This is a genomic window from Metabacillus mangrovi, from assembly GCF_009711125.1.
GTDB lineage: Bacteria > Bacillota > Bacilli > Bacillales > Bacillaceae > Metabacillus_B > Metabacillus_B mangrovi.
The window spans coordinates 1-14,091 of record NZ_WMIB01000006.1 but is presented as its reverse complement, the minus strand read 5'-3'; the positions used below and the strand labels follow the sequence as shown (position 1 = coordinate 14,091).

General features: G+C 47.7%; 13 protein-coding genes. 6 read left to right on the top strand and 7 right to left on the bottom strand.

Annotation, left to right across the window (positions count from 1 at the left end):
• The first annotated feature begins 76 nt into the window (after window positions 1-76).
• Window positions 77-577, top strand: coding sequence for an RDD family protein (locus GKZ89_RS08205; RefSeq protein ID WP_155111931.1), 501 nt, complete (start codon window positions 77-79; stop codon window positions 575-577).
• On the opposite strand, the gene GKZ89_RS08200 is transcribed toward GKZ89_RS08205, so the two are convergent.
• The 4 genes from GKZ89_RS08200 to GKZ89_RS08185 form a co-directional block, all read right to left on the bottom strand.
• On the bottom strand, window positions 523-1,905 hold the full coding sequence (locus GKZ89_RS08200) for a (Fe-S)-binding protein (protein WP_155111930.1): 1,383 nt from the start codon (window positions 1,903-1,905) through the stop codon (window positions 523-525). The genes GKZ89_RS08205 and GKZ89_RS08200 overlap by 55 nt on opposite strands.
• Window positions 1,902-3,314 carry a glycolate oxidase subunit GlcD gene (gene glcD, locus GKZ89_RS08195; RefSeq protein ID WP_155111929.1) on the bottom strand — a complete coding sequence of 471 codons (1,413 nt, stop codon included), beginning with the start codon at window positions 3,312-3,314 and terminating at the stop codon, window positions 1,902-1,904. Before glcD ends, GKZ89_RS08200 begins: the two co-directional genes overlap by 4 nt.
• Window positions 3,315-3,415: 101 nt before the next feature.
• A complete protein-coding gene (locus GKZ89_RS08190) occupies window positions 3,416-4,519 on the bottom strand; it encodes a CdaR family transcriptional regulator (RefSeq protein WP_155111928.1) in 1,104 nt (367 codons plus the stop codon).
• 53 nt (window positions 4,520-4,572) lie between these two features.
• Window positions 4,573-6,264, bottom strand: a complete 1,692-nt coding sequence (locus tag GKZ89_RS08185) for an L-lactate permease (protein ID WP_155111927.1) — start codon at window positions 6,262-6,264, stop codon at window positions 4,573-4,575.
• A 333-nt stretch (window positions 6,265-6,597) separates the two neighbouring features.
• Here GKZ89_RS08185 and GKZ89_RS08180 point away from each other — a divergent pair, with 333 nt between their 5' ends.
• The 4 genes from GKZ89_RS08180 (at window position 6,598) to GKZ89_RS08165 (ending at window position 10,384) form a co-directional block, all read left to right on the top strand.
• A complete protein-coding gene (locus GKZ89_RS08180) occupies window positions 6,598-7,311 on the top strand; it encodes an FCD domain-containing protein (RefSeq protein WP_162356599.1) in 714 nt (237 codons plus the stop codon).
• 191 nt (window positions 7,312-7,502) lie between these two features.
• The gene (locus GKZ89_RS08175; protein ID WP_155111926.1) at window positions 7,503-8,219 is read left to right on the top strand and encodes a (Fe-S)-binding protein; all 717 of its coding nucleotides are present in this window, start codon (window positions 7,503-7,505) and stop codon (window positions 8,217-8,219) included.
• Window positions 8,220-8,234: 15 nt separating this feature from the next.
• Window positions 8,235-9,665: a LutB/LldF family L-lactate oxidation iron-sulfur protein gene (locus GKZ89_RS08170; RefSeq protein WP_155111925.1), complete on the top strand. Its 1,431-nt coding sequence runs from the start codon at window positions 8,235-8,237 to the stop codon at window positions 9,663-9,665.
• Window positions 9,662-10,384, top strand: coding sequence for an LUD domain-containing protein (locus GKZ89_RS08165; protein WP_162356617.1), 723 nt, complete (start codon window positions 9,662-9,664; stop codon window positions 10,382-10,384). The genes GKZ89_RS08170 and GKZ89_RS08165 overlap by 4 nt, the downstream gene beginning before the upstream one ends.
• Here GKZ89_RS08165 and GKZ89_RS08160 read toward each other — a convergent pair.
• On the bottom strand, window positions 10,381-11,214 hold the full coding sequence (locus GKZ89_RS08160) for an endo alpha-1,4 polygalactosaminidase (protein WP_155111923.1): 834 nt from the start codon (window positions 11,212-11,214) through the stop codon (window positions 10,381-10,383). The genes GKZ89_RS08165 and GKZ89_RS08160 overlap by 4 nt on opposite strands.
• 159 nt (window positions 11,215-11,373) lie before the next feature.
• Here GKZ89_RS08160 and GKZ89_RS08155 point away from each other — a divergent pair, with 159 nt between their 5' ends.
• Window positions 11,374-12,321 carry an L-lactate dehydrogenase gene (locus GKZ89_RS08155; RefSeq protein WP_155111922.1) on the top strand — a complete coding sequence of 316 codons (948 nt, stop codon included), beginning with the start codon at window positions 11,374-11,376 and terminating at the stop codon, window positions 12,319-12,321.
• An 86-nt stretch (window positions 12,322-12,407) separates the two neighbouring features.
• Here GKZ89_RS08155 and GKZ89_RS08150 read toward each other — a convergent pair whose 3' ends face one another.
• The gene (locus GKZ89_RS08150; RefSeq protein ID WP_155111921.1) at window positions 12,408-13,289 is read right to left on the bottom strand and encodes a helix-turn-helix transcriptional regulator; all 882 of its coding nucleotides are present in this window, start codon (window positions 13,287-13,289) and stop codon (window positions 12,408-12,410) included.
• Window positions 13,290-13,769: 480 nt separating this feature from the next.
• A partial coding sequence (locus GKZ89_RS21080; protein WP_206672150.1) for a hypothetical protein occupies window positions 13,770-14,091 on the bottom strand: 322 nt, incomplete at its 5' end.

The following is a 14,091-nucleotide window of genomic DNA, read 5'->3' as shown; positions in this document are numbered from 1 at the left end:
AAAGCACAGCTGAATCCGCGCAGAGACGTATTCCTAATTCTGTCCGCATAACCTATTAAAAAGGAAGTGAGCCATTATGGGAAAACGTGTTAAAGCTCTGATCGCGGACACGGGGTGGATTATGGCTTACGGTGCGCTGCTCAGTCTCTTTTCCTTCGCTTTACAGCCACTGTTTACGATCGATGCAGGGACTTCCCAGGCTGCCGGGTCGATGATGCTGGTTCTGCCTGTCGTTTTGTTCTTTGCTTATGCTGAATCCTCTGTACACCAAGGAACGCCCGGCAAACGCTTTGCCGGGCTGAAGGTTGTAAATGATCGCGGAAACAGAATTTCTTTTTTTCAGGCACTCATCCGCAGCTGTGTAAAATTTCTGCCGTGGGAGCTTGCGCACTACGGTATTTGGCAGATGGTATTTTCCCCCAATGTAGAGGAGCCGCACACGCTGATCGTCCTGATTGCTTCAAATCTTTTAGCCATTGTTTACTTCGTACTTCCCTTTCTTAACCGCAAAAGAAAATCCGTTCATGATTTTGCGGCAGCTGCAGTGGTTGCAGACCGGGAAGTTTCTGCAGTTTGAATGCCGTATTCCATTGCTTCATATAAGAGATCGGCAAGATGTACGGCCTTAACCTTTCCGGTTAGGCCTTCCCGTTCAATGCCAAGCTGCATCTGCAGCAGGCATCCCGGGTTGGCTGTGGCAATAATGGCCGCTTCAGATGATTTTGCCTGTTCCATTTTATAATCCAGGATTTGCATGCTCATTTCGGATTCCACGATATTATAGATCCCGGCAGATCCGCAGCAGCGGTCGGCATCCTTCATCTCCCTGAATTGAAGGCCGTCTATTGCGTTCAGCAGCCTGCGGGGAGCGGAGGAGGTATGCATGACATTGCGCAAATGGCAGGAATCCTGATAAGTCACGGCAGCAGGGGGAAGGGAGAGCGGAACGTTTTCATGCAGCCTGCACTCGATGAGCACCTCGGTAAAATCCTTGAGTTTTGCCGAGAAGGCTTTCGCACGGTCGTGCCATTCCGGTTCATCCTTCAGCAGATGATCATATTCGATCAAAAAGGCTCCACAGCCGCCGGCGTTTGTAATGATATAGTCGGCCTTGATCTCCTCGAATGCCTGAATGTTCCGTTTTGCAAGGGCCTTTCCTTCTGCTTTTTCTCCACTGTGTCCGTGAAGGGCGCCGCAGCACGCCTGGCTTTTAGGGATGACGATTTCACAGCCCCCGGCCTGCAGGAGCTTGACGGTCGCATTGTTTGTTTCAAGGAACATCGTATCCATCAGGCAGCCGCTGAAAAAAGCAACGCGTTTGGAGACTTTCCCTTCCGCCGGCAGATATTCGGGACGGTTTTTCATTTCCTTCATCTTCGGTACGGCCGGCAGCACTTTTTCCATCGTTGCCATCGTCTCCGGAAAAAGCTTCATGACTCCGGTGTTCCGAGCGAGCTTCTGCAATCCTGACCGCTGATAAAATCCCAGCAGACCTGTTATGTTTCTCATCCGGTTTTGATGGGGGAATAAGTGATGAAAGACTGCTTTTCGCACGACCTTTACAGGAAACGAGTGCTTTTTATTTTGATTGATAATGTCGCGGGCTTCTTCTAATAAATGGCCGTAATTCACTCCTGATGGACAGACCGGCTCGCACGCTCTGCAGCCGAGGCAAAGATCCAGGGAGCGCTCCACATCTTCATCTGGTTCAATGAGTCCATCAACAACCCCTTTCATAAGTGCGATTCTGCCTCTCGGGGAGTGTGCTTCGTCAAAGCCTGATTCAACATAAGTGGGGCAGGAGGGCAGGCAAAAGCCGCATCTCATGCAGTTCAGCAGCTCATCCTCGTTCATCCGCTCCTTGAATTGCTCTTGAATCTTTTCCTGCTCTTTTACGGTTGTCATGATGTAACGACCACCCTTTTTCTAGTGTCTTTCGCAAAAATTTTACCTGGATTCATAATTCCGTTCGGATCCAGTGCATCTTTGATCGCCTTCATGGCATGTATTCCGGCCGTTCCGAGCTTCCATTCAAGGTAAGGAGCCTTCATTTCCCCGACCCCATGCTCTCCTGTAATCGTTCCGCCCAGTTCGATCGCTTTTTCAAAAATGGCAGCAAAAGCCTGTTCCACCCGCTCCATTTCCTCATGGTTCCGTGCATCGGTTGCAACGGTAGGATGGAGGTTTCCGTCACCGGCATGGCCGAATGTACAGATTTGAACGTTGTAGGTTTCCCCGATTTCATTGATGGCTGTAACCATCTTGGCAATTTCAGATCTCGGAACCGTTGCATCCTCAAGAATGGTCGTCGGCTTCAGACGTGCAAGAGCTGATAGGGCAGAGCGTCTCGCTGTCCGGAGTGCCTCTGCTTCCTCTGCTGTTTTCGCAAGCTGTACGGATACAGCGTCCTCCTGCTTGCAAATCTCCGCCATCTTCAGCATGTCTTTGCTGACGAGATCTGCAGGCCCGTCCTGCTCAATCAGTAAGACGGCTTTAACATCTGTCGGAAGCCCGATTTTTGCAAAGTCTTCAACGACCTTTAAAGTCGGCTGGTCCAGAAACTCCAAGGTAGCTGGAATGATTTTGCCTGCGATAATTTTAGAGACAGATCGCGCCGCCGCTTCCAGGTCCTGATAAAGCGCGAGCATCGTGCTCTTCGTTTCCGGCATTGGAATGAGCTTCAACGTGGCTTCTGTCAAGATGCCAAGTGTTCCTTCCGATCCTGTGAACAGCCGGGTGAAGTCATATCCGGCTACATCCTTCGCAAGCTTGCCGCCTGTCCGGATGATGTCTCCGTTTGCCAGCACGATTTCAAGAGCCATGACATAATCCCTTGTCACTCCGTATTTCAGTCCGCGGAGGCCCCCGGAGTTTTCATTGATGTTCCCTCCGATGGTTGATATTTTCATAGAGCTTGGGTCAGGCGGATAAAACAAACCCTTTGCTTCCACCTGATTAATGAGATCGAGGGTAACGGCTCCCGGCTGCACGGTTACCGTCAGATTCTCTTCATCGATTTCAAGGATTTTGTTCATATGCTTGAATAACAGGACGATTCCGCCCTGGGTCGGGCATGTGCCGCCTGCGAGATTGGTTCCGGATCCGCGGGGGACAATCGGCACCTTGTATTCGCTGCATAGTTTCACAATTTCAGAGACTTCATTTGCTGAGCGGGGCGAGACGACAGCATCCGGAAGAGACTGAAAGCCCGGTGTGGCATCATAGGAATAGACAAGCCGGCTTGCATTGGAATCTTCAACATTTTGTTTGCCTGCCACCAAAATCAGTTTTTCTTTGAATTCCTTGTTCAGCATACCGATCCCCCTGTTTAAGTAAGCGTTTTCTATAAGTATAAAAGAAAGCGGGCAGAGCCCGCTATGTAGATTCCTATAAAAATGGTGCGGTAAAATGGCAGTCATTTTGGCTGTTTATCCATAAGTAAAACAGCAAGATACAAAATGAGAGCATCATTCAGTCTGGAAGGATTCAGTCCGGTCACTTCTTCTATTTTTTTGAGCCTGTAATGAAGCGTATTGATATGAACCGGCAGGGCTTCTGCAGTCTTTTTCAGAGAATGGTTGTTTTCAAAAAGGGTTTGCAGTGTGGTGAATAAATCCCCTTCTGCCAGCAGCGGGGATATGGTCCGTTCAATGTATTCCTCTTTTGTTTTCAAGCTGACTTCACTGAGCAGCATTTCAACCGTTAAATCTTCATCATAGACAATCCGTTGAGTGAGCGGCTTATGAGAGAGCAAAGCGCGTTCCGCCTGCTGATAAGAATCTGCTATTCTGGCAGGGCGCACAGACTTCCCGGCACCGATCAAAATTTCTGTCCGGAATTCCTCTTCTAAATAATGATGGAAGGAAGCTATTCTGTTTTTTGTATAGGATAGATCTGTACAATGCAAAAACAGCACGATCCGATTTGTGCCCCATTGGACGAGCAGGTCATCCGGATGGCTGTTCTGCCATGTGTGAATAACGGAAGAAATGCTTCTATGCTCGATCCCTTCATCGGGAACAGCAGCGATTGCTGCCAGGCGCTGGATTGTCAGATCGATATTGAGGAGATGTGCCCGGTTCTTAAAGGCTGGTGTCCATTCTTTCAGCTGGATCCAGTCAAAGACGAAGGCTTCACGGGTCCTCGCTTCCCAATTCAGCTGCTCTGAATAATAGTTTTCATTCACAAGCAGCTCGGTCATTTTTCGGACCACTTCTCCGAAAGGGGAGATTTTTTCTGGAATTCCGGTGATGCCGATCACTCCGGCAACCTCTCCCTGAAAAAAAACAGGGAGATTAATACCGGCCTTAACCCCGGTGAGAATTTGTTCATCTTCTTTTGATATAATGATTTTGCGTTTTTCAGAGGAAGCAATCTTTGCTCCTTCATGAAAGCTTCCCATCCGGCTGTCATCAGTACTTGCGATGATCGTGCCGTCAGGAGTGACGACAATCACGTCTTCATTCATCACTTTCTTTACTTCTTCAACGATTTTTGCGGCCAGTCCAGGCAGCAGCATGCTGCTCACTCCTTTGGTTCCTGTCTGCCATCATTATAAATCACAGTGATTTTTTACGGAATCATCCATTGCAGGAATGTATGCTGCACAAACGTGATGATGCAAACGAGTAAGAGCAGGAACAGACTATGCTTGATTGTAAAGCGGAACAGATGAGACTCTTTTCCGGCGAGCCCGACTGCAGCGCAGGCAACGGCGATGGATTGCGGCGAAATCATTTTTCCTGTTACTCCGCCGGAGGAATTGGCAGCGATCGCAAGCACTGGATCCATCCCTATAGACTGTGCCGTGATCTTCTGCAGGTTTCCGAAAAGCAGGTTGGCAGATGTATCTGAGCCGGTGATAAAGACACCAAGCCAGCCAAGAACAGGAGAGAAGAATGCGAACCATTCCCCTGTGTGGGAAAGGGTCATCCCAAGTGTTGTGCTCATCCCGGAAGCATTTGTGATATAGGCAAAAGCAACAACAGAACCGATTGTAATAAGCGGCATTCTAAGCTCCTTGAAAGTTTCCCCGAATGCTTCAGCCCAGTTCTTCCAGGAAATGTTCACAACAAATTTAGTAACAATGGCTGCAAGCAGGATTGCGGTACCGGCCGCACCAAGCACCTCAAGCTTGTAAAAAGCAGGGATCGGATCCCCTGAACCGCCGATGATCCGGTTGTGCAGCAGCGGAACTTCAGGACTGAAGGTCAGCAGATGGCCGATCGAATTAATCGCTATCAAAAATGGGTTTGTGCCTTCGTAATGCCCTGTCAGCGCAAGCTTGACCGCCGGAATCCCCCAAAGCGAAATAAATATAGTCAGGATCAGGAACGGGGACCATGCTTTAAATACCTGTCCTTTTGAGTAGCCGGCAGCAGGCTCTTCTATTTTTAATGCCTCTGAGGCAGCTGCTGTCTCTGATTCGGATTTGAACCTATAGATGGTTTTCGGCTTCCAGAATTTCAGGAACACCGTGAGCGCAACAAGAGAACCGAGCGCTGAAAGAATATCGGGAAGCTCAGGACCGATAAAGTTGGAGCTCAAATATTGAATGAGTGCAAAGGATACCCCTGAGACAAGGATAGCGGGCATGATTTCAAGAGCCCGTTTAAATCCGGCCATCACGATAACGAGGTACAGCGGAATAAACACAGAGATGAACGGGAGCTGACGGCCGACCATTTGGGAAATTTCCATAGCAGACTCCCCGGTAGGCCCCGCTACTGCAATAATCGGAATCCCGATGGCACCAAAGGCAACAGGTGCCGTGTTGGCGATGAGGCAGATCCCTGCTGCATAGAGAGGATTAAATCCCAGTCCTGCGAGAAGGGCTGCGGAGATCGCGACCGGTGCACCGAAACCTGCTGCTCCTTCTAGGAACGCACCAAAGGAGAAGGCAATCAGCAAAGCCTGCAGCCGGCGATCCTCGGTTATAGAGAGCACGGAGTTCCGGATAATATCGAACTGGCCGGTTTTAACGGTCAGCTTATACAAAAAAACGGAAGTTATGATAATCCAGCCGATGGGAAGAACCCCGTATACGGCGCCTTGGGTAGCTGACATAGCAGCCGTTTGGACCGGCATTTTGAAAGCGAATACGGCCACAGCGAATGCGACAAGCAATGTGGACAACCCTGCCCAATGCCCTTTCATCCGTTTAATGGCAAGCGCCCAGAAAAAATACAATGCCGGAATGAGGGCAATAATAGCTGAGAGAGCCAGATTGTCTCCAACAGGGGTAAAGTCTTGCATCCAATTCATGTTTTTTTCCTCCTTTGTCATGTGTGATTTGTAAACGATTACATTGTTTTAGTCCAGAAAAGCTCTTATTAAAAATCAAGTATAATGAATGATGTGCTGCCATTCTATGTAGGTACCTATAAAAAACAAGAGCTTTTCCCTATGATTTTTTGTAGAATAAACCAGCAGATGCTCTATGGTGATAAGGTCATCAGATGACTTATTCTCTGCTAAGAGTATAAAACGCCGTTTCATTTCAATCAACTGTTTTCTGAATTTTCTTTCGCTGCTTTAATAAAAGCTGCCCACAGAGTATACTTGTTACATTGAAGCCAGCCGAGGTGAATAAGGAAAGTGACCTACAAACAAATCAAACCGAAAAAAATATACGAAGAAGTTGCAGAAGCAATTCTTGATACGATAAAAAAAGGGGAAATCAAGCCTGGTGAAAAGCTGAACTCTGTTCAGCAGCTTGCAGAGGATTTTCATGTGGGAAGGTCTGCGATCCGTGAAGCATTGAGCGCCCTGCGAGCAATGGGCATCATCGAGATGAGGCAGGGAGAAGGCACTTATGTAAAAGAATTTGATCCCCATTCCATCAGCGGCTCCCTTTTTTCCTCCATTCTCATGAACCGTGAATCTATTGCCCATTTACTTGAAGTCCGCAAAATTCTCGAAGCCGGTATTGCCGCTTCTGCAGCTAAGAACCGGACGGAAGAGGATATTGAAGAGCTTAACCGGATCCTATTGGAGATGAAGGGGACAATCGGGAATGAAGAGCTTGGGGAAAAAGCCGATTTTGACTTCCATATGGCGATCGCACGTGCTTCCCGTAATCCGATGCTGATGGGGCTCATGAACAATGTGTCAGAGATGATGTTGAATACCATGCGGGAAACCCGGAGAATCTGGCTTTATTCAAAGCAGACAACATCAAAGCGCCTGTACCAGGAACATGTGAAAATTTTTGAGGCAATTTCGGCAAAGGATGAAGCGAAAGCCCAGGAACTGATGATGAATCATCTTGCAAATGTGGAAGAAGTATTGATGAAATATTTAAAAAAGTAGGAGAGGAACAGGGATGAACCCTGTTCTTTTTCTTTGTACATTTATGGGGAGGCGCAGGACGCCGCACCATCTTTTGTGCTTCTTCTGCCTGTTTTTCTCTTGAGCTTCTCTGCTGCATGTTCTATAATGGTGAAAAATCACATCAAGTCATCAGATGACCTGCTGACTTATTTCCTTAAGGAGATGAGAGAATGAGAGTTTCCCTGTTTGCTACCTGTCTCGTCGATCTTTTTAAGACAGAAGCCGGTAAGGCGACGGTCGAATTGCTTGAGCGGCTCGGATGCGAGGTAGAGTTTCCGGAAAAGCAAGTGTGCTGCGGTCAGCCGGCTTATAACAGCGGGTACGTTAAAGAAGCGAAGGAAGCGATGAAGAATATGATTCGTGCATTTGAAAAGGCGGAATATGTAGTCTCGCCGTCCGGTTCGTGTGTAGCCATGTTTAAGGAATACCCGCATCTTTTTGAGAACGATTCAAAATGGCGGGATCAATCGAAAGCGCTTGCAAATAAAACGTATGAACTGACGGATTTTATCGTCAACGTGCTGAAAATGGAAGACGTCGGTGCGAGTTTTCCGGCGAAGGCTACGTATCACACGTCCTGCCACATGACGAGGCTTTTAAAGGTAACCGATTCTCCTTTTAAACTGTTAAAAAACGTAAAAGGCCTTCAGCTTGAGCCTCTTCCGCATGCTCAAAACTGCTGCGGATTCGGCGGAACATTCTCTGTCAAAATGGGAGCCATCTCTGAGCAAATGGTGGATGAAAAAGTAGACTGTATCGAACGGACAGAAGCTGATTTTCTAATAGGCAGCGACTGCGGCTGTCTGATGAACATCGGGGGAAGGATCGACCGGAAGGGAAGGCCTGTTAAGGTAATGCATATTGCAGAAGTACTCAATCATCAATGAGGGGAGAGAGCGGCTATGCCGATGAGAATCGGAACGGAGAATTTTAATGACCGGGTAGGCAAGGGAATTGGAGATTCTTTTATGCGGCTCGCAGTGTCTGGGGCCCAGGAAAGATTGCAGGGCAGGAAAAATGAAGCCGCGGAAGAACTGGGCAGCTGGGAGGAATGGCGTTCCCACGGCGAGGAAATCCGCCAGCACACGCTTGAAAACCTGGATTATTATTTGGAGATGCTGAGTGACAATGTGGTGAAAAGGGGAGGACATGTCTTTTTTGCAGAAACGGCCGAGGAGGCCAATGCGTACATTGCTTCAGTAGCGAAAGAGAAAAAAGCGAAAAAAATCGTTAAATCCAAATCGATGGTGACAGAAGAGATCCACATGAACGCGAGTCTTGAGGAGATCGGCTGCGAGGTCATCGAAACGGATTTGGGGGAGTATATTCTGCAGGTGGATGACCATGACCCTCCGTCCCACATTGTTGCACCGGCATTGCATAAAAACAAAGAACAGATTCGCGATGTGTTCCGGGAAAAGCTCGGTTATACGAAATCGGAGAACCCGGAGGAGCTTACCCTGCACGCAAGAGAGATGCTCCGAAAGGAATTTCTCACTGCAGATCTTGGCATAACAGGCTGTAACTTTGCAATCGCCGAGTCCGGGTCAGTCAGCCTTGTCACCAATGAAGGGAATGCAAGACTGGTTACTGCCCTCCCCAAAACACAAATAACCGTAATGGGCATGGAACGGATCGTTCCGACGTTTGAAGAGTTCGAGGTTCTCGTCAGTCTGCTCACAAGAAGTGCCGTGGGACAAAAGCTGACAAGCTATGTTACCGCTCTGACAGGCCCGAGGCAGGAGGGCGATGCAGATGGACCGGAAGATTTTCATTTAGTTATTGTTGACAATGGCCGGTCAAAAATATTGGGGACAGAATTCCAGTCCGTTCTTCAATGCATCCGCTGTGCGGCCTGTGTGAATGTGTGCCCTGTTTACCGGCATGTCGGAGGCCATTCCTACGGTTCGATTTATTCAGGTCCGATCGGAGCAGTCCTTACCCCGCTGCTTGGCGGCTACGAAGAGTATAAGGAACTGCCGTATGCCTCGACTCTCTGTGCAGCGTGCACGGATGCATGCCCGGTGAAAATTCCTTTGCATGAGCTTTTGCATAAGCACCGGCAGGTAATTGTTGAGAGGGAAGGAAAAGCCCCTATTTCAGAAAAGATGGCGATGAAGGCATTCGGACTCGGTGCCGCTTCACCGGGATTGTACGGACTTGGCGGAAAAGCGGCACCGGCTGCCATGGGGCCGTTTACAGCAGGCGGAAAAATATCGAAAGGTCCTGGCCCGCTGAAGGCATGGACCGATATAAGAGAGTTCCCGGCACCGCAAAAAGAACGGCTGCGCGACTGGATGAAGAGCCGTCTAAAACAGGAGGGGGAACGATAATGGAAGGGACGCTGCAGAATAGAGAAGCTTTTTTAAATAAAATAGCCCATCATCTCGGCCGTGAGCGCAGAACGGCAGGCATCACACGGCCGGATTGGAAGCATCGCCCGCAGGACCACGTTCTTCAGGGACTCAACCAGGATGAACTGCTGGAAGTGCTAAAGGAACAATGCGTCCGGATTCATACATCCTATATGGAGGCAACAGCAGATCAGTTATATGAAACGGTTAAAGAAGCCGTCCGCGAGTATGGAGGAGGGCCGGTGGTAACCTGGAATGACCCGAGGTTTCAGGAGTTCGGATTATCCGGGCTTCTTGAGAAGGACTGGCCTGAAGAAGGGGTAAGCACTTATTTATGGGATGAAGCAAGCGGGAAGGAAAACATCGAGCGGGCTGAACAAGCGAACGTAGGGATTACCTTCAGCGATCAGACACTAGCAGAATCCGGAACCGTTGTTCTGTTCAGCGGCAGAGGAAAAGGACGCTCTGTGTCGCTGCTTCCCGCAACGTACATTGCTATCATCCCGAAAAGCACCCTCGTTCCGCGGATTACCCAGACCGCTCAAAGCATCCACGGCCAAATTGAGGCAGGCAGCGACATTCCGTCCTGCATAAATTTTATCACCGGGCCGAGCAACTCTGCAGATATTGAAATGAACCTCGTCGTTGGGGTACATGGTCCGATTAAAGCGACGTATATAGTGGTGAACGACCGCTAAAATTGATTATAGTTATAGCCCTCTGGCGCAGGAAAATGAATAAATCCTTTTTCTCTCGCCAGTCGGCTGCTTTCTTTATGGTTCCGGTCTGAAACTGTGAGGACGGAGAATCTGTATTTTCTCGACAGGTGCCGTGTTTTTTCCATCCATTCTTTCGACCAATCATCACTTGAGATTTCCTTGTACTCAAAGTTTTCCCACATCAGTCCGTCTATATATGGAGCCGTTCTCTGAACTGTTTCCAGTCCCCAGTTCTGGATGATGGACACTTCCTTTTTCTGCAGCTGCTTTAAAAGAAGAATCAGTCCATCCTGCTGGGCGGTCCGTTCATCCCGGTCTTCGGAAAAGCGGTCATCGATGTTTCCGACGGTGTCCAAAAATACACCATCCAGCCCTTTTTGAACAATTTGCTTCTCCGTTTCATCAAGAAGCACTTCCCTGAAGTGAGAGGACTTCATATCCATTAGATAGGAATTCCATTCCTCTATATAAATGCGCTCCCCGTTCCTTTTATAAAAATCTCCATCATCAAAACGGCTGTACAAATCCTTGTTCCAGAGGTCAGCTTCCATGGAATTTACATACCCGTACACAAGTGTCCCGTTTTCCTGAATCAGGCTGATTTGCTCCGCAGAATAAAAAACCGGTTCGATAATGACCATTTGGTATTTTGAGAGTTGCTTCATTATTTCAGGCGTTGGAGTGTCATAGTAAATTTTATATTTTTCCACTGAAGCAAGCGGTCCCTTCTGAATAGATTGATGATAAATGAAAATTGCTGCTGCCAAAAATGCGAAGCCGAAGACTAGCAGAAGAATCTTTTTTTTCACACCGGCATCATCCTTCCTATATTAAAGATAGCATAATCAGCTTCGCACCGTTAAAACACAAATTTGTCAAATAGATGGTGCAAATTAGGAGAAGAATAACGTACAATATAATTGTGAAGAGCTTCACAAAAAAGCTGAAATCATGAAAGGATGAGCAGGATGGGAACCGGAAAAACGAATCGAGTCGTGTTAATTGGAACAGGAGCTGTTGGAGCAAGCTACGCATTTGCCTTAATGAATCAAGGGATAGCCGACGAACTTTTTTTAATTGATCTGAACGAAGAAAAGGCAATGGGCGATGTCATGGACTTGAACCACGGCAAAGTTTTTGCGCCCTATCCCACTCCTGTAGTACTGGGCAGCTACGGAGACTGCAGAGAGGCAGATCTCGTCGTCATCTGTGCCGGAGCGAATCAGAAGCCAGGAGAAACCCGTCTTGATTTAGTGGAAAAGAATACAAAGATTTTTAAAAGCATAACAGATCAGGTGATGGGTTCAGGCTTTGATGGCATTTTCCTGATTGCGACCAATCCCGTCGATATTCTCACCTACGCCGTCTGGAAATACAGCGGACTCCCGAAAGAGAGAGTAATTGGATCCGGTACGATCCTGGACACTGCCCGCTTCCGCTATGAGCTTGGCACCTATTTTAATGTAGCTCCGCAAAACGTTCATGCCTATATCATTGGAGAACATGGGGACAGTGAACTTCCCGTATACAGTGCAGCGGATATCGGGGGAGTTCCAGTTTTGAAAAGAATTGCCCGGGACCCTGAGGCGAGCATGGAGGATCTTGACCGGATTTTCATACAGGTTCGGGATGCTGCCTATGAAATTATTAAAAGAAAAGGTGCCACTTATTATGGAATCGCGATGGGGCTCGTCCGGATCACAAAAGCCATCCTTCACAATGAGAACAGTGTATTGACCGTATCTGCGTTGCTCGAAGGAGAATACGGGGAAAGCGATGTATACATTGGCGTTCCAGCTGTAATCAACAGGGATGGAGTCCGGGAAGTCGTCGAGCTGGATTTGAATGAAGATGAAAAAGAACGGTTTGCTGCGAGTGCGGAGGTATTGAGAAAGTCAATCCGTCCGTTATTTTAATAGAAAAGCCATTCCGGCCTGTACGATTTCGTGCAGACCGGAATGGCTGTTGTAAACAGATTAGTAGGCTGAAAGGTTTCTACAGTTCAAGCTTCCTCAAAAGACAGATTGACCGGATTGTCCAGCATAACATATTGGGTTTCTGCATTAGTAGTCGAAACACTTTTGTCCACTTCCTCGAAGGTTATACCATCCGCCCATACGCATCCCGTTCCTGAGAGGATAATGCCGAATGAGATAGAGGCACTGTTTTCAGGAACATCGAGCACGATGGAATAATGGTTCCAGTTCGCCGTCCCCTGAATAGGCCGGTTGCTCATATTATCGAATTGCAGAATGTCCTCTGATGCACTGTCCACTCTCATCCAAAAGGCTGCCATGATCTTCACATCCTTCGTCCTCAAAAACCCAGAAAGCCTCATTCTTTTTCCTTTGTATTGATCTGCTTTGAATTGCTGCATCATCGTCGCGAATTCCCCCTCAGCAAGGGTAACAGCTGTTGATTTTAAATAACCTGATTTTCTCCCGTTATGGACGATTTCAGTGTCTGTTCCCATCTCATAACTATACGGGTTGCTCCCGCTTAAAAACCAGCCTTTGATTGGTTCTTCCATTTTCATTTCCTCCTTAGGAGCAATCAGCTCCTTCATTAGTTTTCGATATTGTCCCGGGGGAAGCTGATACACTCTCTTAAAAGCCCGGGTAAATACTTCCTGAGATTCAAAGCAGCAGGAGAGCGCGATATCAATGATTCGCTCATCTGTATGGATCAGGGCAGCAGCAGCACTTGTCATTCTTCTATTTCTCAAGTACTCGGAAAAAGACACGCCGACCGCAGCCTGAAATATCCTGTGAAAATGAAATTTAGAGAAACCTGCTGCAGAGGCAATGTCCCTTGCCGATATGTCTTCTTGAAGATGGTCTTCAATCCAATCAATTGTTTTCTGAATGATCGTCTCATTTGTCATCTCTCCGGCCCCCTCTAAGAAAATCATAGCAAATGTCCAAATTTTATTTTTGACTTTTTTTGCTGTAATAGGGAGTTGTGGGATATTGTCATGTAGATATAAAGAGCAGCTGTTTTTAAAGAATACTGATTTTGTAAGCCCGATCGCTGTAAAAAAAGCCTTAATCTTCTAAAATAGCGTCTCCTGAGACCGGCAAACGAGGTATCGGTCTCCAGAGCCGCTATTCCAACAAGGCAACCGCTTACACATCTCGGATCGGTCTCAGATGCAGCTATTTTCTGTTTTCACGTTACAAACCCCGTATTTTCTCCGAAATAACGTCCCCTGAGACCGATCGCCGTTAAAAAGGGCCGAAACGACAAAAATAGCGTCTCCTGAGACCGGAAAACGAGGTATCGGTCCCCAGAGCCGCTATTTTACGTGCGAAACCGTTTACAAACCTCGGATCGGTCTCAAATGCAGCTATTTTCTGTTTTCACGTTACAAACCCCGCATTTTCTCCAAAATAACGTCCCCTGAGACCGAACGCCGTAAAAAAGGGCCGAAACGACAAAAATAGCGTCTCCTGAGACCGGAAAAGGAGGTATCGGTCTCCAGAGCCGCTATTTTACGTGCGAAACCGTTTACAAACCCCGAATCGGTCTCAGATGCAGCTATTTTCTGTTTTAGCGGTACAAACCCCGCATTTTCTCCAAAATAACGTCCCCTGAGACCGGAAAACGAGGTATCGGTCCCCAGAGCCGCTATTTTACGTGCGAAACCGTTTACAAACCTCGGATCGGTCTCAAATGCAGCTATTTTC

Bases quoted from the DNA above. Each gene is read 5' to 3' on its own strand.
- GKZ89_RS08205 (WP_155111931.1), top strand. From the start codon at position 77: ATGGGAAAACGTGTTAAAGCTCTGATCGCGGACACGGGGTGGATTATG.
- GKZ89_RS08200 (WP_155111930.1), bottom strand. From the start codon at position 1,905: ATGACAACCGTAAAAGAGCAGGAAAAGATTCAAGAGCAATTCAAGGAG.
- glcD (WP_155111929.1), bottom strand. From the start codon at position 3,314: ATGCTGAACAAGGAATTCAAAGAAAAACTGATTTTGGTGGCAGGCAAA.
- GKZ89_RS08190 (WP_155111928.1), bottom strand. From the start codon at position 4,519: ATGCTGCTGCCTGGACTGGCCGCAAAAATCGTTGAAGAAGTAAAGAAA.
- GKZ89_RS08185 (WP_155111927.1), bottom strand. From the start codon at position 6,264: ATGAATTGGATGCAAGACTTTACCCCTGTTGGAGACAATCTGGCTCTC.
- GKZ89_RS08175 (WP_155111926.1), top strand. From the start codon at position 7,503: ATGAGAGTTTCCCTGTTTGCTACCTGTCTCGTCGATCTTTTTAAGACA.
- GKZ89_RS08170 (WP_155111925.1), top strand. From the start codon at position 8,235: ATGCCGATGAGAATCGGAACGGAGAATTTTAATGACCGGGTAGGCAAG.
- GKZ89_RS08155 (WP_155111922.1), top strand. From the start codon at position 11,374: ATGGGAACCGGAAAAACGAATCGAGTCGTGTTAATTGGAACAGGAGCT.
- GKZ89_RS08150 (WP_155111921.1), bottom strand. From the start codon at position 13,289: ATGACAAATGAGACGATCATTCAGAAAACAATTGATTGGATTGAAGAC.